Annotated in this window: 23 protein-coding genes; 16 read left to right on the top strand and 7 right to left on the bottom strand. The window is 72.4% G+C overall.

Annotated features, from left to right (window positions below; all coding sequences use genetic code 11):
* Positions 1-26: 26 nt before the first annotated feature.
* Both VYL96_RS11500 and VYL96_RS11495 read right to left on the bottom strand, forming a co-directional pair.
* Positions 27-533 carry a hotdog fold domain-containing protein gene (locus VYL96_RS11500; RefSeq protein WP_131885250.1) on the bottom strand — a complete coding sequence of 169 codons (507 nt, stop codon included), beginning with the start codon at positions 531-533 and terminating at the stop codon, positions 27-29.
* 64 nt (positions 534-597) lie between these two features.
* Entirely contained in the window at positions 598-1,194 is a 597-nt protein-coding gene (locus VYL96_RS11495) for an acyl-CoA-like ligand-binding transcription factor (protein ID WP_243699611.1), read from the bottom strand.
* A gap of 112 nt (positions 1,195-1,306) precedes the next feature.
* On the opposite strand from VYL96_RS11495, the gene mftA reads away from it, so the two are divergent.
* The 12 genes from mftA (at position 1,307) to VYL96_RS11435 (ending at position 12,255) form a co-directional block, all read left to right on the top strand.
* A complete protein-coding gene (gene mftA / locus VYL96_RS11490) occupies positions 1,307-1,393 on the top strand; it encodes a mycofactocin precursor MftA (RefSeq protein ID WP_063971908.1) in 87 nt (28 codons plus the stop codon).
* Position 1,394: 1 nt separating this feature from the next.
* On the top strand, positions 1,395-1,721 hold the full coding sequence (mftB, locus tag VYL96_RS11485; RefSeq protein ID WP_131885249.1) for a mycofactocin biosynthesis chaperone MftB: 327 nt from the start codon (positions 1,395-1,397) through the stop codon (positions 1,719-1,721).
* On the top strand, positions 1,718-2,977 hold the full coding sequence (mftC, locus tag VYL96_RS11480; protein ID WP_131885248.1) for a mycofactocin radical SAM maturase: 1,260 nt from the start codon (positions 1,718-1,720) through the stop codon (positions 2,975-2,977). The genes mftB and mftC overlap by 4 nt, the downstream gene beginning before the upstream one ends.
* 60 nt (positions 2,978-3,037) lie before the next feature.
* Positions 3,038-4,261, top strand: a complete 1,224-nt coding sequence (mftD, locus tag VYL96_RS11475; RefSeq protein WP_131885247.1) for a pre-mycofactocin synthase MftD — start codon at positions 3,038-3,040, stop codon at positions 4,259-4,261.
* A 45-nt stretch (positions 4,262-4,306) separates the two neighbouring features.
* Positions 4,307-5,122: a mycofactocin-coupled SDR family oxidoreductase gene (locus VYL96_RS11470; RefSeq protein ID WP_131885246.1), complete on the top strand. Its 816-nt coding sequence runs from the start codon at positions 4,307-4,309 to the stop codon at positions 5,120-5,122.
* A gap of 6 nt (positions 5,123-5,128) precedes the next feature.
* Positions 5,129-5,854, top strand: coding sequence for a mycofactocin biosynthesis peptidyl-dipeptidase MftE (gene mftE, locus VYL96_RS11465; protein ID WP_131885245.1), 726 nt, complete (start codon positions 5,129-5,131; stop codon positions 5,852-5,854).
* Positions 5,851-7,344: a mycofactocin biosynthesis glycosyltransferase MftF gene (gene mftF / locus VYL96_RS11460; RefSeq protein ID WP_131885244.1), complete on the top strand. Its 1,494-nt coding sequence runs from the start codon at positions 5,851-5,853 to the stop codon at positions 7,342-7,344. The genes mftE and mftF overlap by 4 nt, the downstream gene beginning before the upstream one ends.
* A complete protein-coding gene (mftG, locus tag VYL96_RS11455; RefSeq protein ID WP_131885243.1) occupies positions 7,341-8,681 on the top strand; it encodes a mycofactocin system GMC family oxidoreductase MftG in 1,341 nt (446 codons plus the stop codon). Before mftF ends, mftG begins: the two co-directional genes overlap by 4 nt.
* 58 nt (positions 8,682-8,739) lie before the next feature.
* A complete protein-coding gene (locus VYL96_RS11450; protein WP_131885242.1) occupies positions 8,740-9,651 on the top strand; it encodes an alpha/beta fold hydrolase in 912 nt (303 codons plus the stop codon).
* A gap of 194 nt (positions 9,652-9,845) precedes the next feature.
* Positions 9,846-10,229 (top strand): thioredoxin, encoded by a 384-nt coding sequence (trxA, locus tag VYL96_RS11445; RefSeq protein ID WP_063971916.1) that lies wholly within the window; start codon positions 9,846-9,848, stop codon positions 10,227-10,229.
* A 158-nt stretch (positions 10,230-10,387) separates the two neighbouring features.
* Positions 10,388-11,509 (top strand): NDMA-dependent alcohol dehydrogenase, encoded by a 1,122-nt coding sequence (locus VYL96_RS11440; protein WP_063971917.1) that lies wholly within the window; start codon positions 10,388-10,390, stop codon positions 11,507-11,509.
* A 125-nt stretch (positions 11,510-11,634) separates the two neighbouring features.
* The gene (locus VYL96_RS11435; protein ID WP_131885241.1) at positions 11,635-12,255 is read left to right on the top strand and encodes a DUF1707 domain-containing protein; all 621 of its coding nucleotides are present in this window, start codon (positions 11,635-11,637) and stop codon (positions 12,253-12,255) included.
* On the opposite strand, the gene VYL96_RS11430 is transcribed toward VYL96_RS11435, so the two are convergent.
* The 3 genes from VYL96_RS11430 to VYL96_RS11420 all read right to left on the bottom strand — a co-directional run bounded on the left by VYL96_RS11430 (position 12,252) and on the right by VYL96_RS11420 (position 14,377).
* Entirely contained in the window at positions 12,252-12,764 is a 513-nt protein-coding gene (locus VYL96_RS11430; RefSeq protein ID WP_279432740.1) for a dihydrofolate reductase, read from the bottom strand. The two genes, VYL96_RS11435 and VYL96_RS11430, sit on opposite strands and share 4 nt — an antisense overlap.
* Positions 12,765-12,773: 9 nt before the next feature.
* Positions 12,774-13,574: a thymidylate synthase gene (locus VYL96_RS11425; RefSeq protein ID WP_131885239.1), complete on the bottom strand. Its 801-nt coding sequence runs from the start codon at positions 13,572-13,574 to the stop codon at positions 12,774-12,776.
* 62 nt (positions 13,575-13,636) lie between these two features.
* Positions 13,637-14,377 (bottom strand): 3'(2'),5'-bisphosphate nucleotidase CysQ, encoded by a 741-nt coding sequence (locus VYL96_RS11420; protein ID WP_131885238.1) that lies wholly within the window; start codon positions 14,375-14,377, stop codon positions 13,637-13,639.
* 66 nt (positions 14,378-14,443) lie between these two features.
* On the opposite strand from VYL96_RS11420, the gene VYL96_RS11415 reads away from it, so the two are divergent.
* From VYL96_RS11415 to VYL96_RS11400, 4 genes are all read left to right on the top strand, one after another.
* Complete coding sequence (locus VYL96_RS11415) at positions 14,444-19,126, top strand: ATP-dependent helicase (RefSeq protein ID WP_131885237.1); 4,683 nt, start codon at positions 14,444-14,446, stop codon at positions 19,124-19,126.
* A 68-nt stretch (positions 19,127-19,194) separates the two neighbouring features.
* Positions 19,195-20,142, top strand: coding sequence for a cation diffusion facilitator family transporter (locus VYL96_RS11410; RefSeq protein WP_131885236.1), 948 nt, complete (start codon positions 19,195-19,197; stop codon positions 20,140-20,142).
* Between the two features lie 3 nt (positions 20,143-20,145).
* Complete coding sequence (locus VYL96_RS11405) at positions 20,146-21,021, top strand: DNA-formamidopyrimidine glycosylase family protein (RefSeq protein ID WP_131885235.1); 876 nt, start codon at positions 20,146-20,148, stop codon at positions 21,019-21,021.
* Complete coding sequence (locus VYL96_RS11400; protein WP_131885234.1) at positions 21,018-21,773, top strand: SDR family oxidoreductase; 756 nt, start codon at positions 21,018-21,020, stop codon at positions 21,771-21,773. Before VYL96_RS11405 ends, VYL96_RS11400 begins: the two co-directional genes overlap by 4 nt.
* Before the next feature lie 49 nt (positions 21,774-21,822).
* Here the strand turns inward: VYL96_RS11400 and VYL96_RS11395 are convergent, their stop codons facing one another.
* Positions 21,823-23,667: an HNH endonuclease signature motif containing protein gene (locus VYL96_RS11395; RefSeq protein WP_329437393.1), complete on the bottom strand. Its 1,845-nt coding sequence runs from the start codon at positions 23,665-23,667 to the stop codon at positions 21,823-21,825.
* 288 nt (positions 23,668-23,955) lie between these two features.
* Positions 23,956-25,614: a glucose-6-phosphate isomerase gene (gene pgi / locus VYL96_RS11390; protein ID WP_131886118.1), complete on the bottom strand. Its 1,659-nt coding sequence runs from the start codon at positions 25,612-25,614 to the stop codon at positions 23,956-23,958.
* Positions 25,615-25,664 lie beyond the last annotated feature (50 nt).

Here is a 25,664-nt window from a genome sequence, read left to right as displayed (position 1 = left end):
AACGGAAAAACTAAAGTGGTCCAGGCTCACGTCTTCTTCTTGGGCGAGACCCGGATCGTGATGCTGCCGACCACGGGCTCGACCCCCGCGTCGTCGACGAACCGCAGCGGGACCTCGACGTCCTGCCCGGTGGTCATCGACGCGAAGTCGGGCAGCTCGGTCCATTCGGCCGTGACGGTCATCCCGCCGGTCGACTTCGCGGGGTAGCGCACGTTCATGCCCACGGGGATCCAGCGGTGGGTCGCGGGCACGGTGGCCTCGGCGAGCATCCCCATCGCCATCTCCGCGAGGTTGCACGCGGCGATCACGTGGAAGGTGCCGATGTGGTTGCGGTTGCCCCACCAGCCCGGCCCGCGCACGACGCAGCGTCCGGGCCGGAGCTCGGTGACGTGCGGGTACGCGGTGCGGAAGTACGGGGCCTTGAGGCTCACCGCCGCGCTGAACAGGCGGGACCCGAACGGCAGGCGGGTGGCGGTCTTCCACAGGCGGTAGGTGGAGGTGTCGGCGGCGGGGCTGGGCGAGGTATCGGTCACGACGACGAGGTTACCCGTCGGTAAGTTGTCCCGCGGCCACCGGGGCGCGCGAGTGCCCACCTCGTCAGGCCAGTATCTGCGTCCCGCGGCGCAGGAGCTCGTGGAGGCGATCCTGGTCCGCCCCGGGCTCGGCCACCCACAGGCGGTAGGCGGACAGCGCTATCCCGAGAGCAGCGTGCGCGGTGGCGGCGGGCACGAGGTCGTCCACCGTCTCGCCCCGCCGGTCAGCGACGAATCCGGCCACGGCCCGCCGCCAGTCGGCGTACACGAGCGTCGAGTGGGCCTGGAGTTCGTCCACGCTTAGGAGGAGGCGCATCCGGAGACGGTGGACCTCGGTCTGCGACGGCGGGAACGTGTTGAACGCGATGAGGGCGTCCACCAGCGCGTCGCGCAGCGGCGTGTCCTCCGGGACGCCGGCCAGGTGCCCCAGCATGAGCTGGATCTGCTCGTCGAACTCGCCCCACGCTATGGCGGCCTTGCCGGGGAAGTAGCGGAACAGGGTGCGCCGCGAGATGTGGGCGGCCTCGGCGATCTGGTCGGCGCTGGTCGCCTCGTAACCCTGGCGCGCGAACAGGTCGAGGGCCACGTCGACGATCGACGCGCGGGTGGTCGACGGGCGACGTCCGGGCGTCCGTCCCGAGGTCATTCCCGTCGTTCCCATGACACTAGAGCCTAGATCAGTGATCCTTGCCACTGGCACCAAGTGCCAATATGATTCGGGTCTCACCACGCCCGTGGTGGGGTTCCCGTAGTTCCGGAGGGAAGGACGCGAGATGGACAACGCGCAGAACACCGAGGTCGTGCTGGAGGAGGCCCTCATCGAGGAGGTCTCGATCGACGGCATGTGCGGGGTCTACTGAGATGACCTCCGCAGCAGCGCCGGCCGGCGCCGGGCAGACGGCCGCCCCGGCGGCATTCGATCTCGACGCCGGCTGGCGCCTGCACCCCGGGGTGGCGCTTCGGCCCGAACCGTTCGGGGCCCTGCTCTACCACTTCCACACCCGCAAGCTCAGCTTTCTCAAGTCGCCGACCATCGTCGAGGTGGTCCGCACGCTCGCGGACCATCCCACCGCCCGCGCCGCGTGCGCGGCAGCGGGGGTGCCGATCGACGACCCGGGCACGGCCCGGCTGTACCTGCACGCGCTCGGCCAGCTCGCCGCCTCGCGCATGATCGAGGAGATCTCATGACCAGCATGCTCGACCGCCCGGCCACGTCCGGCGCGGCGCCCACCACCGCGGCGCCGGCTCCCGTCGGCCGACTCGTGGACCAGTTCGAGCGCGGGCTCGACGCGCCGATCTGCCTGACCTGGGAGCTCACCTACGCCTGTAACCTCTCGTGCGTGCACTGCCTGAGCTCCTCGGGCAAGCGCGATCCGCGGGAGCTGAGCACCGAGCAGTGCAAGGCGATCATCGACGAGCTGCAGAAGATGCAGGTCTTCTATGTCAACATCGGCGGCGGCGAGCCCACGGTCCGCTCGGACTTCTGGGAGCTCGTCGACTACGCCACCAGCCACCAGGTGGGCGTGAAGTTCTCCACCAACGGCGTGCGGATCGACGAGAAGGTCGCCCGGCGCCTGGCCGCGAGTGACTACGTCGACGTGCAGATCTCCCTCGACGGCGCGACCGCCGAGGTCAACGACGCGGTCCGCGGCCCGGGTTCGTTCGACATGGCCGTGCGGGCGCTGCAGAACCTCAAGGACGCCGGCTTCACCGACGCCAAGATCTCGGTGGTCGTCACACGCGAGAACGTCACCCAGCTCGACGAGTTCAAGGCGCTCGCCGACCGCTACGACGCCACCCTGCGCATCACGCGACTGCGTCCGTCCGGTCGCGGTGCCGACGTGTGGGACGACCTGCACCCGCTGCCCGAGCAGCAGAAGGACCTCTACGACTGGCTGGTCGCGCACGGCGAGAACGTGCTCACCGGCGACAGCTTCTTCCACCTGTCCGCGTTCGGCGACGGCCAGGGTTCGCTGCCGGGTCTGAACCTGTGCGGCGCCGGCCGCGTGGTGTGCCTGATCGACCCGATCGGGGACGTCTACGCGTGCCCGTTCGCCATCCACGACAACTTCCTCGCCGGCAACGTCGTCGCCGACGGCGGGTTCGAGTCGGTGTGGCAGACCTCGGAGCTGTTCCGCGAGCTGCGCGAGCCCCAGTCCGCGGGCGCGTGCGGGTCCTGCGGGTTCTACGACAGCTGCCGCGGCGGCTGCATGGCCGCGAAGTTCTTCACCGGCCTGCCGATGGACGGCCCGGACCCCGAGTGCGTCCAGGGCCACGGGGAGGGCCTGCTCGCCGCCGAGCGCGCCATCCCGGCCCCGTCGCAGGACCACTCGCGCACCAAGGGGCTGGCGGCGCGCAAGCAGCCCGCCGGCCCGGTGCCGCTCACGCTCATCACCACCCCGCCGCGCCGGCCCACCAGCCTGTGCGACGAGTCCCCGATCTGACCGCGCGTCCCGAGCCGATCCGCGGCCCCCGGACCGAATCCCGTAGGAGGAACCCCCACCGTGTCCCGTCTGTCCAAGATCGCCGAGGCCAACCCCTGGCGGCAGAACCCGTGGTTCGAGTCCGTCGCCGAGGCACAGCGTCGAGCGAAGAAGAAGCTGCCCAAGAGCGTGTACATGGCGCTCGTCGGTGGCAGCGAGGCGGGCGTGACGATCCGCGACAACATGGACGCGTTCTCCGAACTCGAGCCGAAGCCGCACGTCATCGGCGCCAAGCAGGACCGCGACATGGCCACCACGGTGATGGGTCAGCCCATCAGCCTGCCGGTGATGATCTCGCCCACCGGCGTGCAGGCGGTCACCCCGGACGGGGAGGTCGACGTCGCCCGTGCGGCGGCCGCCCGCGGCACGGCGATGGGCCTGAGCTCGTTCGCCTCCAAGCCGATCGAGGAGGTCATCGCGGCCAACCCGCAGACCTTCTTCCAGGTGTACTGGCTGGGCGGCAAGGAGCAGGTCCTGCGCCGGCTCGAGCGGGCCAAGGCCGCCGGTGCGGCCGGGGTCATCCTCACCACGGACTGGTCGTTCTCGATGGGACGGGATTGGGGGAGCCCGGCCATCCCCGAGACCCTCGACGCCGGGGCGTTGATCACCCTCGCCCCGCAGATCGCCGTGCGGCCGCGCTGGGCGGCCGAGTGGGCCCGCGACGTGGTGGTCAACAAGCGCTTCCCGGACCTGACGACCCCGAACCTGGTCGACCGGGGCGAGAAGGGGCCCTCCTTCTTCGGCGCCTACGGCGAGTGGATGAACACCCCGCCGGCGACGTGGGAGGACATCGCCTGGGTCGTGGAGAACTACGACGGCCCGGTCATGCTCAAGGGCATCACCCGCATCGACGACGCCAAGCGGGCCGTCGACGCCGGGGTCACGGCGATCTCGGTGTCCAACCACGGCGGCAACAACCTCGACGCGACCCCCGCCTCGATCCGCTGCCTCGCGCCGATCGTCGACGAGGTCGGCGACCAGGTGGAGGTGCTGCTCGACGGCGGTGTCCGCCGCGGCTCGGACGTCGCCAAGGCGCTCGCGCTCGGCGCCCGTGCCGTGATGATCGGCCGCGCCTACCTCTGGGGCCTGGGCGCCAACGGGCAGGCCGGCGTGGAGAACGTCCTCGACATCATGCGCTCCGGTCTGGACTCCAGCCTCATCGGACTGAGCAAGTCGTCGATCTCCGAACTGAACCGCGACGACTACGTCATCCCCGAGGGCTTCATGCGCCGCCTCGGCGCCTGATTCGCCACCACTCCACGAGAACCCAGAGAAAAGGACACCTCCTCCATGGGAGATCTCGACGGCAAGGTCGTCTACATCACCGGCGTGGCCCGCGGCCAGGGCCGCAAGCACGCCATCCGGTTCGCCCGCGAGGGCGCCAAGATCATCGGCCTCGACCTGTGCGCGGCGCCGTCCGAGTACGTCAAGTACCGGACCGCCACCGAGGATGACCTGGCCGACACCATCGAGCGCGTCGAGGCCGAGGGCGGGCAGATCTACGCCGAGATCGGGGACGTGCGGGACCTGGCGTTCCAGCAGGACCTCGTCGCGCGCGGCGTGGAGCGCTTCGGCGGGCGTCTGGACGTGGTGATCGCCAACGCCGGTATCTGCAACTGGGGCAAGGTGTGGGAGCTCGACGAGCAGCAGTGGCAGGACACCATCGACATCAACCTCACCGGGTACTGGAAGACCCTCAGGGCCACGATCCCGCACATGCTCGACGCGGGCAACGGCGGCTCGATCATCCTGGTCAGCTCCGTGGCGGGCCTCAAGGCCATGCCGGTGCAGTCCCCGTACTCGGCCTCGAAGTACGGCGTGGTGGGCCTCGCGCAGACCGCCGCCAAGGAGCTCGGTGAGCACGGCATCCGGGTCAACACGATCCACCCCTACGGCGTGCGGACGCCGATGGGTGCCGAGGACCCCGACGCGCTCGAGGTGTTCAACAACATGCCGCAGTTCATGCCGCACTTCACCCCGATCCTGGGCATGGGCATGGCCAGCACCGACGACATCTCCGACTCGGTGATGTTCCTCGCGTCGGACGCCTCGCGAACCATCACCGCCTCGACCTTCACCGTCGACATGGGCGCGATCAAGGTCTGACCCGACATGACGGGCGCGACCGGCGCGGACGGACGGCCGGGCGGCGGCGTGCTGGCGGTGCTGCCACTCGGGGCCACCGAGCAGCACGGTGCGCACCTGCCGCAGGAGACCGACACCCTCCTCGCGGAGGCCGCGGCCCGCGCCGTCGCCGACGCGGCGGCCGGTGCCCCGGCCCCCGCGGCGACCGGCGACACCGTCCGCGTGCTCCCGGCCCTGGCCTACGGCTCGAGCGGGGAGCACCAGTCGTTCGCGGGGACCGTCTCCATCGGGACCGGGGCGCTCGCCGAGGTGCTCCTCGAGCTGGGCAGGTCCGTGTCCTCGTGGGCGGACCGACTGCTCGTGGTCAACGGTCACGGCGGCAACGTCGACGCCCTCCGCCGCGCGGTCCCGCGGCTGCGCAGCGAGGGCCGCGACGCCGCCTGGCTGTCCTGCCGCACCGCCGAGGACGCCCGCGACACCCACGCCGGGCACGCCGAGACCTCGCTCATGCTGCACCTGCACGCGGACCTCGTCCGCATCGATCTCGCGACCCGGGGCTGTGTCCGGCCGCTGCCGCAGATCCTGCCCGCCGTGCGCGACGGCGGGGTCGCCGCGGTGAGCCCGTCCGGTGTCCTGGGGGATCCCACCACCGCCACGGCCGCGGACGGCGAGCGGCTGTGGGGTTCGCTGGTGGCCGACGCCCGCGCGCGCCTCGACGGGTGGCGGCCGGGCGACGACGGGATGCTCCGATGACGCCCTCCGGACACCGCGCACCCGCCACCGACCGGCCGCACGTGTTGCTCGACCGCCGGACCCGGATCCTGCGACGCGGCGGCGTCGTGCGCGTCCTGGGCGGCGACCCGGTCACGCTCATCACGCCCGCGCCGTCGGTGGCGGGCCTCCTGGACGGGGGCCGGGCCGTCGCGACGGACACGCCCGCGGGGGCCGCGCTCGCCCGCGCTCTCACCGATCGCGGGATGGTCCATCCCGCCGGCCCGGTGTCGGCGGACCGCCCGCTGGACGGCGTCGCCGTAGTGGTCCCCGTCCGTGACGACGCGGACGGGGTCGCCGCCCTCGCGCGGGCCCTCGCCCCCGAACTCGCGCGCGGCGTCCACCTCGTCGTCGTCGACGACGGCTCCACCCCGCCGCTGACGGTGCCTCTCAGTCCCGCGCGGGCCCCCGATCCGCCCGTCACCGTCCTGCGCCACGACCGCTCCCGCGGCCCGGCGGCCGCGCGCAACGCCGGCACGTCCGCGGCGGTCGCTTCCGGCGCCGAGGTGGTGGTGTACCTCGACGCCGACGTCCTCCCGCTGCCGGGCTGGCTCGACATCCTTTTGGCCCGACTCGACGATCCGCTGGTCGCGGCGGTCGCGCCGCGCGTCGTCGCCGCCGAGCCCGGCCGGTTCTGGGTGCGCGGCTACGAGACGGCGCGTTCGGCGCTGGACATGGGGCCTGAGCCGGCGCGGGTGCGGCCGCGCACGCGCGTGGCGTACGTGCCCAGTGCTGCTCTCGCGGTCCGCCCCGACCGGCTGCCCCCGGTCCCCGCGGGCGGGGGCGAGGGGCCGTTCGACGAACGCATGCACGTCGCGGAGGACGTGGACCTGTGCTGGCGCATCGACGACGCCGGGGGCCGGGTCCGCTACGAGCCCGCCGCCCGCGTCGCCCACCGGCACCGCACCGGGCTGCGCGCGCTGCTGACCCGCCGCGCCTACTACGGGCGTGGAGCCGCGCCCCTCGCCGCGCGCCACGGCGCCGACGTCGCGCCCGCCGTCGCCGCGCCGTGGTCGCTGGCCGTGGCGGCCGGGGTATGGAGCGCGAGCCCGCTCGGCACGGTGGTCGCGCTCGGCGCGGTGGCCAGGGCGTGGTGGCGGACGCGCGCGCTGACCGGCGACGGACGCGCGGCCGCCGAGCTCGTCGCCCGCGGCGCCGGGGCCTCGATCAGGCAGCTGCCGGAGGCGTTACTACGCCCGTATGGGCCGGTCACCGCGACCGCGCTGGCGCTCACCGCCGGGTCGCGGGGCCGGATCGCGCGGGCGCTGCGCCGGCGCCTCGCGGTCGCGGCCACCGCGGAGGGGCTGTGGCACTGGTGGAGCGCGCGGGAACCGGGCCGATGGCCGGCCGACGAGCCTGTCGGGCACGTCCTGCTGCACCGCCTGGACGACCTGGCCTACGGCGTGGGGGTCTGGCGCTCGGCGGTGGCAGAGCGTTCCCCGGCCGCCCTACGCCCGGAACTCACGCGATGACCGGCGGTTCGGGCGGCGACGCCGATGTCGTCGTGGTCGGGGCTGGCGCCGCCGGGTGCGTGGTGGCCCGGCGGCTCGCCGACGCCGGCGCGGACGTCCTGCTGCTCGAGGCCGGCACGGCCGCCGCCTCCCCGCGCGCGGGCCTGCTCGACATCGGCCCCGACTCCCGCGTGGTCGCGCGCCACCCCGCCACGCTCGGGGACGCGGCCCTGGAGCTGCCCCGCGGCCGGACGCTCGGCGGGTCGGGCGCGGTGAACGGGGGGTACTGCGCGCCGGCCCGGCCGGCGGATCTCGAGGCGTGGGGACCGGACTGGCCCCGGCGCTACGCGGTGGGGATGGCGCGCGCGGCCGAGCGTCTGTGCCCCCGCCTGGCGCCGATGGGGCCGGTCGCCTCGTGGGTCGCCGCCGCGTTCCCCGGCCGCGTGTCGGCCGTCCCGCAGGCGCGCAGCGGGGGGCGGAGGGTGACGGCGTCCGACGCGTGGGACCCCGCCGGCGCGGGCGTACGGGTGCGCACCGGCGCCGCCGTGCGCGAGCTGTCGTGGGCTGGCGGGGCGGGCGGGGCCGGTGGGGGAGCGGGGGACGTCCGGCGGTGTGTGGGCGTGGTCCTCGACGACGACGAGGAGATCACCACCCGCCAGGTGGTGCTGTGTGCGGGGACGATCGGGACGACCGTTCTCCTCCTGGGCTCCGGCATCGACCGGGCCGGCGGGTGCCCCGTCGGCCGCGAGGTGCAGGAGCATCCCGAACTGTTGCTGGACGCGCCCGCGGACCCGGCCGCCGGGGCCGGCGCCGGGCTCGGCACGGGGGCTGACGCGGGGGCGGGCGCCGGGCCCGACGCGGCCGGCGGGCTGCCGCCCCTGCTCTCCCACGTGGCGCGGCTCGCCCTCCCTGTGCGGGAGCGCGGGTGGGTGCCGGAGATCGAGGTGCGCCCCTACGCGGTCCCGATGCACCGCGTGATCCCCGGCCTCGGCGAGGTGCCGCACCGTGTCGGGGTGGCACTGATGAACCCCGTCGGACGGGGGCGGGTGCACGCCGACGGGAGCGTGGACCTCCCGGACGACCCGCGCGACGCGACGGCGCTGGCCGAGGCGACGGCGTTCGTGGCGGAACGCCTGGCCATCGACGGCGCCGTCACCCGCTCGACCTCCCACCACCTGTCGGGCGCGGCGCGGATCGGGGAGGTGTGCGACGACTCCGGTCGGGTGCTCGGGGTGGAGGGAGTGCGGGTGGCCGACGCGTCGGTCCTGCCGTCGCTGCCGCGATGCGGTCCGTATTACACCGTCCTGGCGGTGGCCGAAGACCTCGCCGCGCGGATGGTCGCCGAGCGGGCGTGGTAGAACACAGATAGAACACGTTCCGCCGAGAGGGTGGGCGACGGCCCGGGGGGGCACGCACATGCCGAGTACTGAGACCACCGTCGAGCCACAGCAGTTCGCGGTCGAGCGCGAGGACGGCGTCCGACTGGTCGGCGAGGTGTGGGATCCGCACGGGCCGGACGGCCGGCCCACCGAGGCGGTCGACGAGATCCTCATGCTCCACGGCGGTGCGCAGACCCGCCACGCCTGGAGCCGGGCCTCCCGCCGCCTGGCCGCCGAGGGTTACCGCGTCACCGCGATGGACGCGCGCGGACACGGGGACAGCGACTGGGACCCGGAGGGTGACTACGACATCCATCGCCTCGCCGCCGATCTCGAGGCGATCGTCGCAGAGCGGTTCCCCGAGCGGCGTCCGGTCGTCGTCGGCGCGTCACTCGGCGGGATGACCGCGATGCTCTCGCTGGGCACCGGAAAGGACGTCGCCCGCGCGCTCGTCCTGGTCGACGTCACCCCCAGACTCGAGGCCAAGGGCGTCGAGAGGGTGGGGGAGTTCATGCGCTCCGGGTTCAACGGGTTCGCGAGCCTCGAGGAGGCCGCGGACGCGATCGCCGCCTACCAGCCCCACCGCAAGCGGCCCCCGAACCCAGAGGGGCTGCGCAAGAACCTGCGGCTGCGCGAGGACGGGCGGTGGCACTGGCACTGGGACCCCCGCTTCGCCGGCAACGCCTCGGCCGACAACACCGAGATCGGCAACGCCTTCTTCGAGGAGCTCGTCCCGAAGATCACGCAGCCCACCCTGCTCATCCGCGGGTCGGCCTCGGACATCGTCAGCGACGAGTCCGTGCAGCATCTGCTCGAACTGCTCCCGCACGCCCACACCACCGAGGTCGCCGATGCCGGTCACATGGTCGCCGGCGACGACAACGCCGTGTTCCTGGACCAGCTCGAGTGGTTCCTGGCCGAGGTACTCGACTCGCCGCCCCTCCGCTGAGTCGCGGGCGGACCGCGACGCGGGGGTGTCCGGGGAATAACCCCACTCCGTGTACGTTGCCCTGGATGAGCGGCCGTCGATACCCAGACGGGTATCGGTGGCCGGGGAATCTCGTCGTCGGCCCACGCGATCCGTAGGCTGGCGACGAGCAGACGGGTCGAGAGTCGCCCCGTACGCGCAAGGAGGGCATTCGTATGAGCACCGTCGACATCACGACCGCCGAGTTCGAGAAGACCGTCACCGAGAACGACATCGTCCTGGTGGACTTCTGGGCCGAGTGGTGTGGCCCGTGCAAGGCCTTCGGCCCGGTCTACGAGAAGGTCTCGGGCAAGAACCCCGAGGTGACCTTCGCCAAGGTCGACACCGACGCCGAGCAGCAGCTCGGCGCGATGCTGCAGATCCAGTCGATCCCGACGCTCATGGCGTTCCGTGAGGGCATCGCCGTGTTCCGTCACTCGGGTGCGATCCCGGAGCAGGCCCTGGACGACCTGGTTGAGCAGATCAAGGGGCTCGACATGGACGAGGTCCGCAAGGCCGTCGAGGAGGCACAGGCCCAGCAGGGCGACGCGCAGGTCTGAGACCCCGCACGGGCCCGGGACCCCGGGTCCGCACCGCGCTCCCTCCGGGGCGAGAACACGTTCTTGTAGCCACCCCACAGATGTCAGTACCGGGGTTAGTGTGACGAGAACACGTTCCAGTGACGGGGATCACCCCGCCGCGCCCGGAGGGAGTCGCAGTGAAGACCAAGGCCGTAATCGCCCGTGAGCTCGGTAAGCCGTTCGAGATCGTCGAGGCCGAGCTCGACGGGCCCCACTTCGGTGAGGTGCTGGTCAAGTGGAAGGTCGCCGGCCTGTGCCACTCGGACCTGCACATGCGGACCGGGGATCTGCCCGGTCGGCTCCCGATCGTCCTGGGGCACGAGGGCGCGGGCGTGGTCGAGGCCGTCGGTGAGGGCGTCACGCACGTCCAGCCCGGTGACCACGTGGTGGGCTCGTTCATCCCCGCCTGCGGCAAGTGCCCGGCGTGCGCCCGCGGCATGTCCAACCTCTGCGACGGCGGACTGAACGGCACGTTCGGCGTCATGGCCGACGGCCGGTACCCCTTCGCCCTGGACAACGGCGAGACCGCCGGCGCCATGTGCACGCTCGGGACGTTCTCGCAGTACACCGTCGCCAACATGAACTCGGTGGTCAAGATCCAGGACTGGATCCCCTTCGAGGTCGCCGCGCTCGTCGGCTGCGGTGTCACCACGGGGTGGGGCTCGGCGGTCTACTCCGCCGACGTCAAGGCCGGCGACACCGTCGTGGTCTTCGGCATCGGTGGCATCGGCATCAACGCGATCCAGGGGGCCAAGCACGCCGGCGCCCGCTTCATCCTCGCGATCGACACCGACGAGACCAAGCTCGCCAAGGCCAAGGAGTTCGGCGCCACCCACGTCTACACGGACGTCGAGCAGGCCAAGGCCGAGCTGCCCGGGATGACCTGGGGCCTCATGGCGGAGAAGGCCATCATCACGATCGGCGTGGCCGACGCCAAGGTCACCGCCGACGCCGTCGACATGGTCGGTAAGCGCGGCGTCGTGGTGCTCACCTCGATGGGCGGCCTCGACAACCAGTCGATCAACCTCACCGGCCTGTTCGTCTCCCAGTACGAGAAGGTCATCAAGGGATCGCTCTTCGGGTCGGCCAACGCGTTCCACGACATCCCCAACATCCTGCGACTGTGGGACGAGAAGCAGCTCAAGCTCGAGGAGCTCGTCACCCACCGCTTCACCCTCGACCAGGTCAACGAGGGCTACGAGATGATGGAGGCGGGCGGCGAGGGCATGGTGCGCGGCATCATCGTCCACGAGGACTGACCACGGTGGCCCGCGCTCCGGGCCCACACGCACCCCGCGGGTTCGCCGGCGCAGTCGGCGGGCCCGCGGGGTCTCGCGTTCCGGGCCCTCCCACCGGGCATCCGGTCGCTGGGTAATCTGTGGCCATGGATCCGGAGCAGGACAACGACCCCAGAGCACTGGCCCAACGGCGACTGGAGGCGATGGTGGGGCGCGGTGAGCTCTCGCTCGCCGAGTTCTCCGACCGTGCAGCCAAGATCTGGGCGGCCACCTGCCCCGCCGAACTAGAGGTCGCCCTGAGCGGACTGCCCGCCGATCCCGACCCGGCCGCCCCACCCGCCGCGCACCGCGCGGGCCCGCCCGCCTCCCGACCCGGCGCCGCCATCGTCGTGGACGAGGGCCAGAAGACCACCTCGATCTTCGACACCCTCAAGCGCGAGGGGCGGTGGATGCTACCGGACGACTACCGGCTCACCTCGTGGATGGGGGAGATCTACCTCGACGCCCGCGAGGCCGTCGTCGACCGCCCCCGCACGCACCTCCAGCTGGACCTGTGGGCCGCCAACGCCCGGGTGCTGCTCCCGCCGGGCGTCTCGGTCACGATCACCGGGAACCGGACGATGACCGATCTCAAGATCGACGAGGGACGCTACGAGGTCCACGGCGGCCCGCACCTCGACATCGAGATCAACGGCTTCATGGCCACCGCCAAGATCAAGATCCTCGCCGCGGGGGAGAAGATCCCCAAGACGTGGAAGTGGTTCTAGCGCTCCCGGCGACGCCACACGGTATGCCGGTGCCGCACCTCGTCGTCGTACCCGTCGACGCGGCTCCGCGGATCGGTGATCCACTCGCCGACCTCCACCCGCTCCCACGCCGCGTCCAACGTGGGCGCCAGCACGGTCCCGGGCGCGTCGGCGTCGATCTCGGTCACCAGGCACTCGTCGGCCGCGTGCAGCGCGGCGGCGTAGACCTGACCGCCGCCCATCACGACCGCGTCGAGGCCCGCCGAGGCCAACGCGGCGTCCACTGACCCGGCGCGCTCGGCGCCGTCGGCCGCCCACCCGACGTCCCGCGTGCACACGATGTTGCGGCGCCCCGGCAGGGGGCGGAAGCGCTCCGGCAGGGAGTCCCACGTCGCGCGGCCCATCACCACGGGACGCCCGACGGTGGCCTGCTTGAAGAAGGCCAGGTCCTCGGGGATGTGCCACGGCATGTCCCGGCCGTCACCGATCACCCCGCCGCGGGCCTGTGCCCACACCATCCGCACCGCCACGGCGCCGGCTCAGACCGCGACCGGGGCCTTGATGCCCGGGTGGTGCTCGTAGCCGACGACCTCGAAGTCCTCGAACCGGTAGTCGAAGATCGACTCCGCCTTCCGCAGTCGCAGCTCCGGGTACGGGTACGGCTCACGCTCCAGCTGGGTGCGCACCTGCTCGAGGTGGTTGTCGTAGATGTGGCAGTCCCCGCCGGTCCAGATGAACTCGCCCACCTCGAGGCCCACCTGTTGGGCGACCATGTGTGTGAGCAGGGAGTACGAGGCGATATTGAACGGCACGCCCAGGAAGAGGTCGGCGCTGCGCTGGTAGAGCTGGCAGCTGAGCTTGCCGTCGGCCACATAGAACTGGAACAGCAGGTGACACGGCGGCAGCGCCATCTGCGAGAGTTCGCTGACGTTCCACGCGCTGACGATGTTGCGCCGCGAATCCGGATCCGTACGCAGCAGGTCCACGGCCGCCGCGATCTGGTCGATGTGCCGGCCGTCCGGGGTGGGCCACGACCGCCACTGGACGCCGTAGACCGGGCCGAGCTCGCCGGCCTCGTCCGCCCACTCGTCCCAGATGCTCACACCGTGGTCCTGCAGCCACCGCACGTTCGAGTCACCGCGCAGGAACCACAGCAACTCGTAGGCGACCGACTTGAAGTGGACCCGCTTGGTCGTGAGGAGGGGGAAGCCGCGGGACAGGTCGTAGCGCAGCTGGTGGCCGAACAGGCTCCGCGTGCCCGTTCCCGTGCGATCCGCCTTCGGGGTGCCCTCTTCCAGGACGAGCCGGAGCAGATCCTCGTACGGGGTGGGGACGGTCATGAGGCGGAGTCTACTGAAATTCCGGGGGCCGACCCACTCTGCTCACGTCGACCCACTGGAGCTCACACCGACCAGCCCGCCGTGGCGGCCAGCACCTTCTCCGTGAGATCCGGCCGACACACGAGGATGTCCGGGGAATGGGCGTCGGACTTGTTGAACTCGATCGGCGAGCCGTCGGGCCGGGACGCGTGCAACCCGGACGCCAGCGCCACCGCGACCGGAGCGGCCTGGTCCCACTCGTACTGCCCGCCGGCGTGGAGATAGACATCGGCGTCGCCGAGCAGCACCGAGAGCATCTTGGCCCCGGCGGAGCCCATCGGACGCACGCGCAGCCCGAGCTCGTCGGCGATCTCGTGCACGCCGGCCGGCGGGTTGTTGCGGCTGATCACCATCGTGCCGGAGGGCGGCCCGTCGACGTGGTCGACCTGATCCGACCGGAACACCCGGCCCGAGTCGGGCAGACCCACCGAGGCGAGGGCGGGACGGCCGTCCACCACCAGCGCCACGTGCACCGACCAGTCCGAGCGGCCGGTCGAGAACTCCTTGGTCCCGTCGATCACGTCGATGATCCACACGCGCGACTTGTCCAGGCGGCTCAGGTCGTCGGTGACGCCCTCCGACAGGGTGCCGTCGTCCGGCCGGTGCACCGCGAGCACCTCGTCGGTCCAGCTCTGGGCGACCTCGTTGGCGACCCGCGCGAGCGACCGCCCGTGCAGCAACCCGCCGGCCCGGGTGCCCCGGACGATGTCCCCGATGCCCGTGGCGAGGTGGTAGGCCAGGTCGTGGTCGCTGAGTTCGCGCATGCCCTCACTCTACGGAGCAGTCGGCGCGTGGCGGCTTGTGTCGTAGGCGTAGGCCATCATGAGTTCATGCCCGCCGCCCTGGACCGGTTCCACCCGGCCACCGCCTCCTGGTTCCGCGGTGCGTTCGACGCGCCCACCGCAGCCCAGGAGGGGGCGTGGACCGCGCTCGCCGGCGGATCGCACACCCTGGTCGTGGCGCCCACCGGCTCGGGCAAGACCCTGTCGGCGTTCCTCGCCGCGCTCGACGGTCTGCTGCTGGGCGACCGGGACGGCGCGCCGGACCCCGGACCCGGCACCCGAGTCCTCTACATCTCGCCGCTCAAGGCCCTCGCGGTGGACGTCGAGCGCAACCTGCGCGCGCCGCTCGCGGGGATCGCCCGCGAGGCCGCGTCGATGGGGGTGCCGACGCCGGACGTCACCGTCGGGATCCGCACCGGTGACACCCCGCCGGACGAGCGTCGCCGCCAGCGCGCTCGGCCGCCGCACATCCTCGTGACCACCCCGGAGTCGCTGTTCCTGCTCCTCACCTCCGCTGCGCGGGAGACCCTCGCCACGGTGGACACGGTCATCATCGACGAGATCCACGCGGTCGCCGGCAGCAAGCGCGGGGCGCATCTCGCTCTCAGCCTCGAGCGGCTCGACGAGCTGCTCGATACACCCGCGCAGCGGGTGGGGCTGTCGGCGACGGTGCGGCCGCACAGCGAGGTCGCCCGCTTCCTCGCGGGGGAGCGCCCCACCACGATCGTGGCGCCCGGGTCGGACAAGGGCTTCGAGCTGTCGGTTCGCGTGCCGGTGGAGGACATGGCGGACCTGTCCTCCTCGGCCCCGGAGGTCACCGCGCCGCCCGGCACCCCGGGTCAGGGCTCCATCTGGCCGCACGTGGAGCGTCAGGTCGTGGACCTCGTGACCGCCCACCGTTCGACCATCGTGTTCGTCAACTCCCGGCGCCTGGCCGAGCGGCTCACCGCGAGGCTCAACGAGATCTACGCCGAGGACACCGACCCGGGCTCGCTCCCCGAGCCCCCCGCCCGGCCGCCCGCGCAGCTCATGGTGCCGTCGGAGGTCTCGCGCGGGGCGCCGCCGGAACTGGCCATGGCCCACCACGGGTCGGTGTCCAAGGAACGCCGGGCGATCATCGAGGACGCACTCAAATCGGGCCGGCTCCGCGCGGTGGTGGCGACCTCCTCGCTCGAGCTGGGTATCGACATGGGAGCGGTGGACCTGGTCGTGCAGGTCGAGTCCCCGCCGTCGGTGGCCTCGGGACTGCAGCGCGTGGGCCGCGCGGGCCACCAGGTCGGCGAGGTCTCACGGGCCGTGGTCTACCCCAAGCACCGCGCGGACCTCGTGCACAGCGCGGTGACGGTCGAGCGGATGCTCGCGGGCGCGATCGAGGAACTCACGGTGATCGCCAACCCGCTCGACGTGCTGGCGCAGCAGACCGTGGCCGCGTGCGCGCTCGAGCCCATCGACGTGGAGGAGTGGTTCTCGGCCGTCCGGCGCACCGCCCCGTACGCCGGTCTGCCGCGGTCGGCGTTCGAGGCCACCCTCGACATGCTCGCCGGCAAGTACCCGTCCGCGGATTTCGCGGAGCTCAAGCCGCGCCTGGTGTGGGACCGCGACGCCGGCACCCTCACCGGCCGGCCCGGCGCCCAGCGACTGGCCGTCACCTCCGGCGGCACGATCCCGGACCGCGGCCTGTTCGGCGTGTTCATGGTGGGGGAGAAGGCCACCCGCGTCGGCGAGCTGGACGAGGAGATGGTCTACGAGTCGCGGGTCGGTGACGTCTTCGCGCTCGGGGCCTCCAGTTGGCGTGTCGAGGAGATCACCCACGACCGCGTATTGGTCTCGCCCGCGCCCGGCGGCACCGGCCGACTGCCGTTCTGGCTGGGCGACGACCAGGGCCGTCCCGCTGAACTCGGCCGCGCCCTCGGCGGGTTCCTGCGCGAGGTGTCGGCCGGGTCGGAGGCGGAGGTCACGGCGCGCCTCGACGCCGCCGGCCTCGACACCTACGCCGCCGCCAACCTGCGGCGGTATCTGGCCGATCAGCGCGAGGCGACCGGCCACGTGCCCAGCGACACGACCCTGGTCGTGGAGCGGTTCCGCGACGAGGTCGGGGACTGGCGGATCGTGCTGCACTCGCCGTTCGGCGCGCGCGTGCACTGGCCGTGGGCGGAGGCGGTACGCGCCCGGCTGGCCGCCGCGCACGGCTTCGACGCGGTGCCGGTGGTGTCCGACGACGGCATCATCCTCCGGGTCCCCGACACGGGTGACGACGGCGAGGGGGGCGCGCGCCCGGGAGCCGAGACGTTCGCGATCGGCGCGGAGGAGGCGGTCGATCTGGTGACCCGGCACGTGGGCGGGTCGGCGCTGTTCGCCTCGCGCTTCCGCGAGTGTTCCGCACGCGCCCTGCTGTTCCCGCGGCTGGATCCGGGCCGGCGGGCCCCGCTGTGGCAGCAGCGTCAGAAGTCCGCGCAGCTGCTCGACGTCGCGCGGAGGTATCCGGACTTCCCGATGATCCTCGAGGCGGTGCGCGAGTGCCTCCAGGACGTCTACGACGTGCCCGCGCTCGAGCGGCTGCTGGGGGAAATCGAGTCGCGCACAGTGCGGATCGTCGAGGTGGACACGCCCGGCGCCTCGCCGTTCGCGCAGTCGCTGCTCTTCGACTACGTCGGCGCCTTCCTCTACGAGGGCGACTCCCCGCTCGCCGAGAAGCGGGCCGCCGCGCTGAGCATCGATCCCGGCCTGCTCGGTCAGCTGCTGGGCCGCGTCGAGCTGCGCGAACTGCTCGACGTGGAGGTGCTCGACTCGATCGAGCGACGCCTGCAGCACCTCGAGCCCGAGCGCGCGGCGCGCGACGCGGAGTCGGTGGTCGACCTTCTCCGGCTGCTCGGTCCGCTCACCGTCGACGAGATCACCGCACGGTCCGCCGATCCCGACGCGGTCCCGGGCTGGCTCGACGACTTGGCCCGGACGTGGCGGATCGTGCCGGTGGAGCACTCCGGCCGCAGCTGGTGGGCCGGGGTCGAGGACGTGGCCCGGCTCCGCGACGGCCTCGGCGTCCCGCCTCCGCCCGGTGTGCCGTCGGCCTTCCTGGGCGATGTCGACGACCCGCTGGGTGAGCTGATCCGCCGCTACGCACGCACCCACGGCCCCTTCTCGGTCGAGGCGGTCGCCGAGCGATTCGGACTCGGCGTGGCGGTCGTACGCGGCGTGCTCGACAGGCTCACCTCCTCCGGCACGCTGCTGGCCGGCGAGTTCCGCCCCGGCACTACGGGACCCGAGTGGTGCGACGCCGAGGTGCTGCGCCACATCCGCCGCCGATCGCTGGCGGCGCTGCGCTCGCAGATCGAACCGGTGTCCCACTCCGCGCTGGGCCGCTTCCTGCCCGGGTGGCAGAGCCTGGGCTCGGGCGCCGAATCCGGCGTCGACGGGTTGCTCGCGGTGATCGAGCAACTCGACGGGCTCGCGCTTCCCGCCTCCGCCCTCGAACCGCTCGTCCTGGCGCCCCGGGTGAGCGACTACTCCCCGGCGATGCTCGACGAACTCCTGGCCGGGGGAGAGGTCATCTGGAGCGGGCGCGGACGTGCCGGAGCCCGCGACGGCTGGGTCTCCCTGCACCCGGCCGATTCCGCCGGCGCCACCCTGCCCCTGGAACGACCGCAGCCGGAGGGGCCGGTCCACCTCGCCGTCGTCGACTCCCTGCGCGGCGGAGCCCTGTTCTTCCGCGACATCGTCCCCGCGGTCAAGAACGCCCTCACCGACCCCGCCCCCTCCGACCCCGCGCCCGCCGTCACCGAGGCCGCGGTGCGCGACGCCCTCTGGGACCTCGTGTGGGACGGGGTCGTCACCAACGACACGCTCGCACCGCTGCGCGCGGTGCTCGCCGGCGGCGGCTCCTCGGGGTCGGGGACCGCGCACCGGTCGCCCCGCGCCTCCGCCCGCCCACGTCGCGCCAGGTTCGGCCGCACCGCGATGGCGCAGCTCAACGGCGCGGTCGCGGCGGGGACGAGGACGCCACCCGTGCTGGCGGGCCGCTGGTCCCTGGTCCCGGAGCCGATCACCGACGCCACGCTGCGGGCGCACGCCTGGGCCGAGACCCTTCTGCTGCGCCACGGCGTCGTCACCCGGGGCGCGGTCGAGGCCGAGGAGATCCCCGGCGGGTTCGCCGCCGTGTACAAGGTATTGGCGCAGATGGAGGACTCGGGCCGCTGTCGCCGTGGGTACTTCGTCGACGGCCTCGGCGCAGCGCAGTTCGCGGCCGGCAACACGATCGACCGCCTGCGCACGTTCGACGACACCGCCGACGACGCCCACTGGCCCTCCGGCACCGACGAACCCTCGGTCCGGGTCCTCGCCGCCACCGATCCCGCCAACCCCTACGGCGCCGCGCTGCCCTGGCCGGCCGCCGCGCCCACCGGTGGCGGCGCGGCGGGCGGAGGCGACGCGGCAGGCGTGGGCGGTTCGGGTCACCGGCCCGGCCGGAAAGCCGGCGCGCTCGTGGTGCTGGTCGACGGGATCTGCGTGCTTTTCGTCGAACGCGGTGGACGCACCGTCCTCGTCTTTGACGACCGCACCGGAGCGGTGCCTCTCGCCGCCGGTGCGCTCGTCGACGCCGTCCGCTCGGGAGCGGTCGGCTCGTTGACCGTCACCACGCTCGGCGGAGAGCCCGTGCACGGCTCGCCGCACGCCGCCGCGTTCGAGGCCGCCGGTTTCGGTATCACACCCAAGGGACTGCGAATCCGACGCTGACGCCCTTGAGGCCCCACGCCCGATTAGTTAGAATATGCGCATTGGTGCATATATGGGGGGGTCGTCGGATGGGAGTCGGTCACGCGCACGGCACGCGCGGCGGTCACGGCCCGGGGCACACCCACGCCCGTCCCGCCGGACATGCCGGTGGACGCCACCGCGCCAGGCTGGCGATCGCGTTCGCGCTGACGGCGGCGTTCTTCGTCGTCGAACTGGTCGCCGGCCTGCTCTCCGGCTCCCTCGCCCTGCTCTCCGACGCCGGTCACATGGGGGCCGACGTCGTCGCGCTCGGCGCGGCTCTTCTCGCGACGATCATCGCCACCCGCCCCGACCACACCGGCCGGCGGACGTTTGGCCGCTACCGCGTGGAGATCTTCGCCTCCGGTCTCGCCGTGCTCATCATGCTCGGAATGGGCGTGTACGTCCTGGTCGAGGCGCTCGGCCGCGTCGGCTCCGATACGCCCGTCGCCACCGGGACGATGCTCCTCGTCGGCGTGCTCGGCCTGGTCGTCAACGTCATCTCCCTCCTGCTGCTCCGTAGCGGATCCGACGAGAGCCTCGCGGTACGCGGCGCCTACCTCGAGGTCCTCGCCGACGCCGCCGGGTCGGTCGGGGTGATCGCGGCCGCGCTGCTGATACGCACCACCGGGTCGACGGTCTGGGACCTCGTGGTGGCCGTGGCGATCGCCGTGTTCATCGTGGTCCGCGCGGTGGCGCTCGGCCGGCAGGTGCTCGCCGTCCTGGCCCAGCACGCCCCGGCCGGTGTCGAGCCCGCGGCGGTCGAGGCCCAGCTCGGCGATCTGCGCGACGTGAAGGAGGTGCACGACCTCCATCTCTGGACTCTCACGTCCGGGATGGACGTGGGGACCGTCCACCTGGTCGTCGCCCCGGACGCGGACCACGCCGAGGTGCTTGACGACGCCCGACGTGTCCTGTTCGACGAGCACGGGATCGAGCACGTGACCGTGCAGATCGAGACCGCCGGCGTCGGCGGCTGCCGCGAACTGGGGTGGTGAGCCGTGCCCGAGGGAGACACGGTCCACCGCGCGGCCGCGCGGGTCCACACCGCACTCGCCGGGCGGTCCCTGGACAGGGCCGAGCTCCGGGTGCCGAGGTTCGCGGCGGTCGACCTGCGAGGTAGGACCGTGGAGGCGGTCCGGTCGCGGGGCAAGCACCTCTTCGTCGACATCGGACCGGACGACCAGGGGCGCGACCCGGTCACCCTCCACCTCCACCTCAAGATGGAGGGCCGGGTCCTCGTGCTCCGCGCCGGGGAGCGGTGGCGGTTCCCTGCACATACCGCCCGCCTCGTGCTGCGCGCGGGCGACGTCGAGGTGGTGGGGACCGAACTCGGTTTCCTGCGCGCCCTGTCGCCCGCGGAAGCCGACGAGGCCGTCGAGCACCTCGGGCCCGACCTCCTCGGTGCCGACTGGGATCCGGCGGCGAGCGTGGCCGAGGTCGTGCGACGCATCGAGGAACGTCCCACCCGCACTATCGGCGAGGCGCTCCTCGACCAGCGCAACCTCGCGGGCATCGGCACCGTCTACCGCGCCGAATTGTGTTTCGTGCGGGGAGTGGACCCGCGCGATCCCGTCGAGACGGTCCGGGACCTCCCGGCGATGGTGAAGCTCGCGCGCAAGATGTTGGTGGCCAACTCCGACCGTGTCGTCAGGGTGACCACCGGCGAGACCCGGCGCGGCCGCGAGTTGTGGGTGTACGGCCGCGACGGCAAGCCGTGCAGACGGTGCGGGACCGAGGTGGAGACCTTCCGCCTCGGCGGCCGCGCGAACCCCGACGAGCCGAGCGATTCGCTCGATCGCATCGCGTACCGTTGCCCGTCCTGCCAGCCGCGACGTGCCACACTGGGCGCATCGCCAACGGAGGAGAACTCGTGACCGACCGCAAGACGATCCTGATCACCGGCGCCAGTTCCGGACTCGGCGAGGGTATGGCCCGCCGCTGGGCGGCGCAGGGGAAGAACCTGGCACTGTGCGCGCGGCGTCTCGACCGCCTCGAGGAGCTGCGCGCCGAGTTGGTGGCCGCCAAGCCGTCGATCACCGTCGCCGTCCGCGAGCTCGACGTGGCCGACGCGGATGCGGTGGAGCGGGTCTTCGGCGAGCTGGACGCCGAGCTCGGCGGGATCGACCGGTTCGTGCTCAATGCCGGGCTGGGCAAGGGAGCTTCGATCGGCACGGGCAAGGCGCACGCCAATCGCGAGACCGCGATGGTGAACGTGATCGGCACTCTCAACCAGGCCGAGGCGGCGACTGAGCTGCTGCTCGCCCGCGGTGAGGGACACTTGGTGTTCATCTCGTCGGTGAGCTCGCTGCGGGGGATGCCCAAGGCGCAGAACACGTACGGCGCCACCAAGGCGTTCGTCTCGGCCCTGGCGCAGGGGATGTACGCCGAGCTCGACAGCGCCGGCAGCCGCATCAAGGTGACGGACATCCTGCCCGGTTACATCCGGACGGACATCAACCGATCGGTGAAGACGGCGCTGATGACGGAGTTCGACGAAGGCGTCGATGCGCTGGTCAAGACGATCGATGCGGAGCCTGTCCGCGCGCTCGTCCCGGCCAAGCCGTGGAAGGCGATCGGCCCGCTGCTCACGCTGCTTCCGGAGAAGGTCAGCCGTCGCTTCGTCTGAGGTCGCCAGGTCGCCGCGGCATCACCTCGGGCTCGCACTTCCTCCCGCCTCAGAAGGGTGGTGGTGGTTGGAGGAGTTCGTCGAGGTGCTCGTGGAGGGCGTGGAGGATGGCTTTTTCCAGGGCGCTGTCGGTGGGTTTGTTGCGTTGCCACCAGCGACTTGCCTCGGCTGGGGTCACCCTCCCGCGCGGGGCCGGGGCCGGGCTCGAGTCCGGGGTGGTGGGGTCGGGTGCGGGCGCGCTGCCGGTGGGCGTATCCGCGGCCTCAGGTGGCGGCGTGGTCGACTCGGCTGCGTTGCGGGCGGCGGTGCGGGCGCGTTCGCGGGCCAGGCGTTGGGCGCGGCGGGCGAAGTAGGTCGCCTCGTCCAGGACCCCGGCCCCGTAGACGGGGCTGGGGTTGCGGCGTTGCTGACGGCCCCAGGCCTCGGCCTCGTCGCGTTGGTGCTCGCGCCGATGCTGGGCCAGCGGCCCGTCGGGGCGGGTGAGCATGACGGTGCCGTCGGGGGTGGTCACGATCAGGGTGCCGTCGGGTTGGAGCTGGTAGGTCCAGTCGGAGAAGGTTTTGAACCGGTGATGGCGCCGGCACTGGGCCACCAGATTCGCCTCCACCGTCTGGCCGCCGGCGGCGGGGTCGGCATGATTGAACGGCACCACATGATCCAGATCACAGTCATCGGCGGGGATCGCGCACCCGGGGTGGCGGCAGGTGCCGTCGCGGAGCCGGACCCGGCGCGCCAACTCGGCGCTCGGCCGGTATCTCAGGGCCGCGCTCGCCTCGTCGGCGGCGCCGATGCGGGGATCGACCTGCTCGAAGGTGGCCCCATCCGAGGTGGCGAGCATCTCCATCAGGGTCTGCAGGGCCGCCTCGCCGGTGCGGGTGAACTCCACCCGCGCCCCGTGTTCGTCGCGGCCGTTGTCTCCGGTGGCGATGACGGTGACCTTCGGCCGCAACACCGGCGCCTGACCGGTGCCGCCGGTGGCGGGCGCGCTCGCGCCGCCGTCAGCGCCGTCGGTGGTGGTGTCGGGGTGGGTGGGGGTGTCGCCGCAGATCAGGGACATCAGGGCGTCGGCGCGGCGTTCTGCCTTGGAGTAGTTCGGCTCCGGCTCAGGCCCGTCCGGGGCGGCGGCCGTGTCGTCGTCGGCGGCCTGGTGTTCGGCGACGCGTTGGTCGAGGGCTTCGGCCAACACGGCGGCTTCCTCGGTGGCCAGCAGGGCGGAGACGCTGGACATGCCGTCGACGCCCTTGCCGATGCGCACCCCGCGGGTGCGGCTGGCGTCTTCTTTGCGCAGCCGGATGGCGTCGGGGTCGTGGCGGCCGATGACGGCGTCGACCTCATCGCGCAGGGCCTTGTCGCCCAGGCGGATACCGGCGGCGACACCGTTGAGGTAGTCCTCGACGACCTGGCGCTGGACCTGCTCCAACACGTCCCCGCGGACGGTGGCCATCTGCCGGGCCAGCAGTTCGGCGACGCGTTGTTCCATCAGTCCGGCGGCCATGGCCTCGAGGATGGCCGGGTAGCGGGTGTGCAGTTCCCAGGAGAAGGACAGCATCTTCTCCGCGCGCCTGGCGGAGATGGACATCGCCGCCACCACATAGCCGGCCGCGGCGACGAGCCCGTCGACGACGGCGTGGCCGGGGCGGGCCTCGTGGCTGCCGTCGATACCGTGGCCGTACTCGCGCCAGCATTCCTGCAGCAGCGCGTAGCAGGCGACCAGGCGCTGCGCGGCCGCGCGGTTCTCCGCCGCCCACCCGGCCCGCGCCGCCGCCGTCAACCCCGTCAACGCCGCCGGGCCGGACGAGCCGGCAGGGTCGGATGAGCCTGCAGAGCCGGACGAATCGGCAGGGCCGGCAGGGGACGCGGGGCTGCCGGCCGTGCGCTCGGAATCGCCGTCCATGCCCCACCCCCTGTGGTCGACTGTGCGGCCGCACCGCGGCCGTCTCGAATACATGTTCTATCCTACGTCCACGTGTTCGACACCACAAGGGGTACGTGTCAGTCGAAGGCGGCGACAGTGCGTCGGGAGATTCTGGGCGGTGACGAGGGCCGACGGCCAACAGGGGAGAGGGTTCGCGGACTCGCGGCGCGGCGCGGGACACGCCGGTGCGAGCCGGGGTCGCCCGGGGTGAAGAGCTGGGCGGTGGTGGCGCCGGCCGGGCCCACGTCAGCGCCGGCCGAGCCGCCGTCAGCGCCGCCCGCGGGCCTCTCGGTAGATCTCGACGAGTGAGTCCGTGGAGGAGTCGAAGCCCGGCTCGGGGTGGGTCTCGGCGGTGAGGGCGGAGAGCAGCTCACCGGCCTGCGCCTTGCCCAGCTCCACGCCCCACTGGTCGAACGCGTTGATGCCCAGGATCGCCGCCTGGGTGAACACGACGTGCTCGTACAGCGCGATGAGCTGGCCCACGACGCTCGGGGACAGGGACGGCGCGAGGATCGTGGTCGAGGGCCGGTTGCCGGGCATGACCTTGTGCGGGGCGAGGGCGGGATCGACGCCGTCGGCGAGAACCTCCTCCTCGGTCTTGCCGAAGGCCAGCACCCGCGACTGGGCGAAGAGGTTCGCCATGAGCATGTCGTGCATCGAGACGGGTCCCGCCGCGCCGGGGACGTCGGCGTCGAGGTCCGCGGCCGGCCGCGCCACGCCGATGAAGTCGACGGGCACGAGCTGGGTGCCCTGGTGGAGCAGCTGGAAGAAGGCGTGCTGACCGTTCGTGCCGGGCTCGCCCCAGTAGACCTCGCCCGTCGGGTAGGTGACGTCCGAACCGTCGAGGCGCACGGACTTGCCGAGGGACTCCATGGTGAGCTGCTGCAGATAGGCGGGGAACCGGTGGAGATCCTGAGCGTAGGGGATGACGGCCTTGGACTGCGCGCCGAGGAAGCACGTGTACCAGATCCCCAGCAGGGCCATGAGGACGGGCGCGTTGTGCTCGGGCGCCTCGGTGGCGAAATGCAGATCCATGGTGTGGAAACCCTCGAGCATCTCGATGAACGCCGGCGGGCCCGCCGTGATCATCACCGACAGCCCGATCGCGGAGGACACCGAGTAGCGGCCGCCGACCCAGTCCCAGAAACCGAACATGTTGTCCGGGGCGATGCCGAAGTCGGCGACCTTGTCCGCGGCGGTCGAGACGGCGACGAAGTGAGAGGCGATCGCGTCCTCCGACCCCAGGGCCTCGATGAAGTGCCGCCGCGCCGCATGCGCGTTGGCCATGGTCTCCTGCGTCGTGAACGTCTTGGAGGCGACCACGACCAGCGTGGTGGCCGGGTCGATCTCGGCGAGGGTGGCGGTGAGGTCCGCGGGGTCGACGTTCGAGACGTAGCGCGCGCGGATCCCGGCGGTCTGGAGATCGCGTAGCGCGGCGTCCACCATCACCGGGCCGAGGTCCGAGCCGCCGATGCCGATGTTGACCACCGTGTCGATCCGCTCGCCCGTGTACCCGGTCCACTCGCCCGAGCGGACGCGGTCGGCGAGATCGGTCATGCGCGCCAGGACCGCGTGGACGTCGGCCACCACGTCGGAGCCGTCGACGACGAGCTCGGCATCGGCCGGGAGCCTGAGCGCCGTGTGGAGGACGGACCGGTCCTCGGTCGTGTTGATGCGGTCGCCCCGGAACATTGCCGCTCGCTGCGCCGGAAGCCTGGCGGCGTGGGCCAGTTCGGTGAGGGCGTGCAGGATCTCGTCGGTGACCAGGTGCTTGGACAGGTCCACGTGCAGGTCGCCCGCCGTGACCGACATCCGGCGACCGCGTTCGGGATCGGCGTCGAACAGTTCGCGCAACGTCACCTCGCCGATCGAGGGGACCAGACCCTCGACCGCTGCCCACTGCTCCGTCGTGCTGATGTCGGTCATGGCTGCGAGATTAGCCGGGAATACGAACGCGCTGCCCACTGTTCAGGGGA

The sequence above is a fragment of the Dietzia maris genome, from assembly GCF_036287335.1.
GTDB lineage: Bacteria > Actinomycetota > Actinomycetes > Mycobacteriales > Mycobacteriaceae > Dietzia > Dietzia cinnamea.
The sequence above is the reverse complement of the archived record's forward strand: the minus strand, read 5'-3'. Positions and strand labels throughout refer to the sequence as shown.

Coding starts and splice junctions, on each gene's coding strand:
- VYL96_RS11495 (WP_243699611.1), bottom strand. CDS start 1,194: ATGGGAACGACGGGAATGACCTCGGGACGGACGCCCGGACGTCGCCCG.
- mftA (WP_063971908.1), top strand. CDS start 1,307: ATGGACAACGCGCAGAACACCGAGGTCGTGCTGGAGGAGGCCCTCATC.
- mftB (WP_131885249.1), top strand. CDS start 1,395: ATGACCTCCGCAGCAGCGCCGGCCGGCGCCGGGCAGACGGCCGCCCCG.
- mftC (WP_131885248.1), top strand. CDS start 1,718: ATGACCAGCATGCTCGACCGCCCGGCCACGTCCGGCGCGGCGCCCACC.
- VYL96_RS11470 (WP_131885246.1), top strand. CDS start 4,307: ATGGGAGATCTCGACGGCAAGGTCGTCTACATCACCGGCGTGGCCCGC.
- mftE (WP_131885245.1), top strand. CDS start 5,129: ATGACGGGCGCGACCGGCGCGGACGGACGGCCGGGCGGCGGCGTGCTG.
- mftF (WP_131885244.1), top strand. CDS start 5,851: ATGACGCCCTCCGGACACCGCGCACCCGCCACCGACCGGCCGCACGTG.
- mftG (WP_131885243.1), top strand. CDS start 7,341: ATGACCGGCGGTTCGGGCGGCGACGCCGATGTCGTCGTGGTCGGGGCT.
- VYL96_RS11450 (WP_131885242.1), top strand. CDS start 8,740: ATGCCGAGTACTGAGACCACCGTCGAGCCACAGCAGTTCGCGGTCGAG.
- trxA (WP_063971916.1), top strand. CDS start 9,846: ATGAGCACCGTCGACATCACGACCGCCGAGTTCGAGAAGACCGTCACC.
- VYL96_RS11435 (WP_131885241.1), top strand. CDS start 11,635: ATGGATCCGGAGCAGGACAACGACCCCAGAGCACTGGCCCAACGGCGA.
- VYL96_RS11425 (WP_131885239.1), bottom strand. CDS start 13,574: ATGACCGTCCCCACCCCGTACGAGGATCTGCTCCGGCTCGTCCTGGAA.
- VYL96_RS11420 (WP_131885238.1), bottom strand. CDS start 14,377: ATGCGCGAACTCAGCGACCACGACCTGGCCTACCACCTCGCCACGGGC.
- VYL96_RS11415 (WP_131885237.1), top strand. CDS start 14,444: ATGCCCGCCGCCCTGGACCGGTTCCACCCGGCCACCGCCTCCTGGTTC.
- VYL96_RS11410 (WP_131885236.1), top strand. CDS start 19,195: ATGGGAGTCGGTCACGCGCACGGCACGCGCGGCGGTCACGGCCCGGGG.
- VYL96_RS11395 (WP_329437393.1), bottom strand. CDS start 23,667: ATGGACGGCGATTCCGAGCGCACGGCCGGCAGCCCCGCGTCCCCTGCC.
- pgi (WP_131886118.1), bottom strand. CDS start 25,614: ATGACCGACATCAGCACGACGGAGCAGTGGGCAGCGGTCGAGGGTCTG.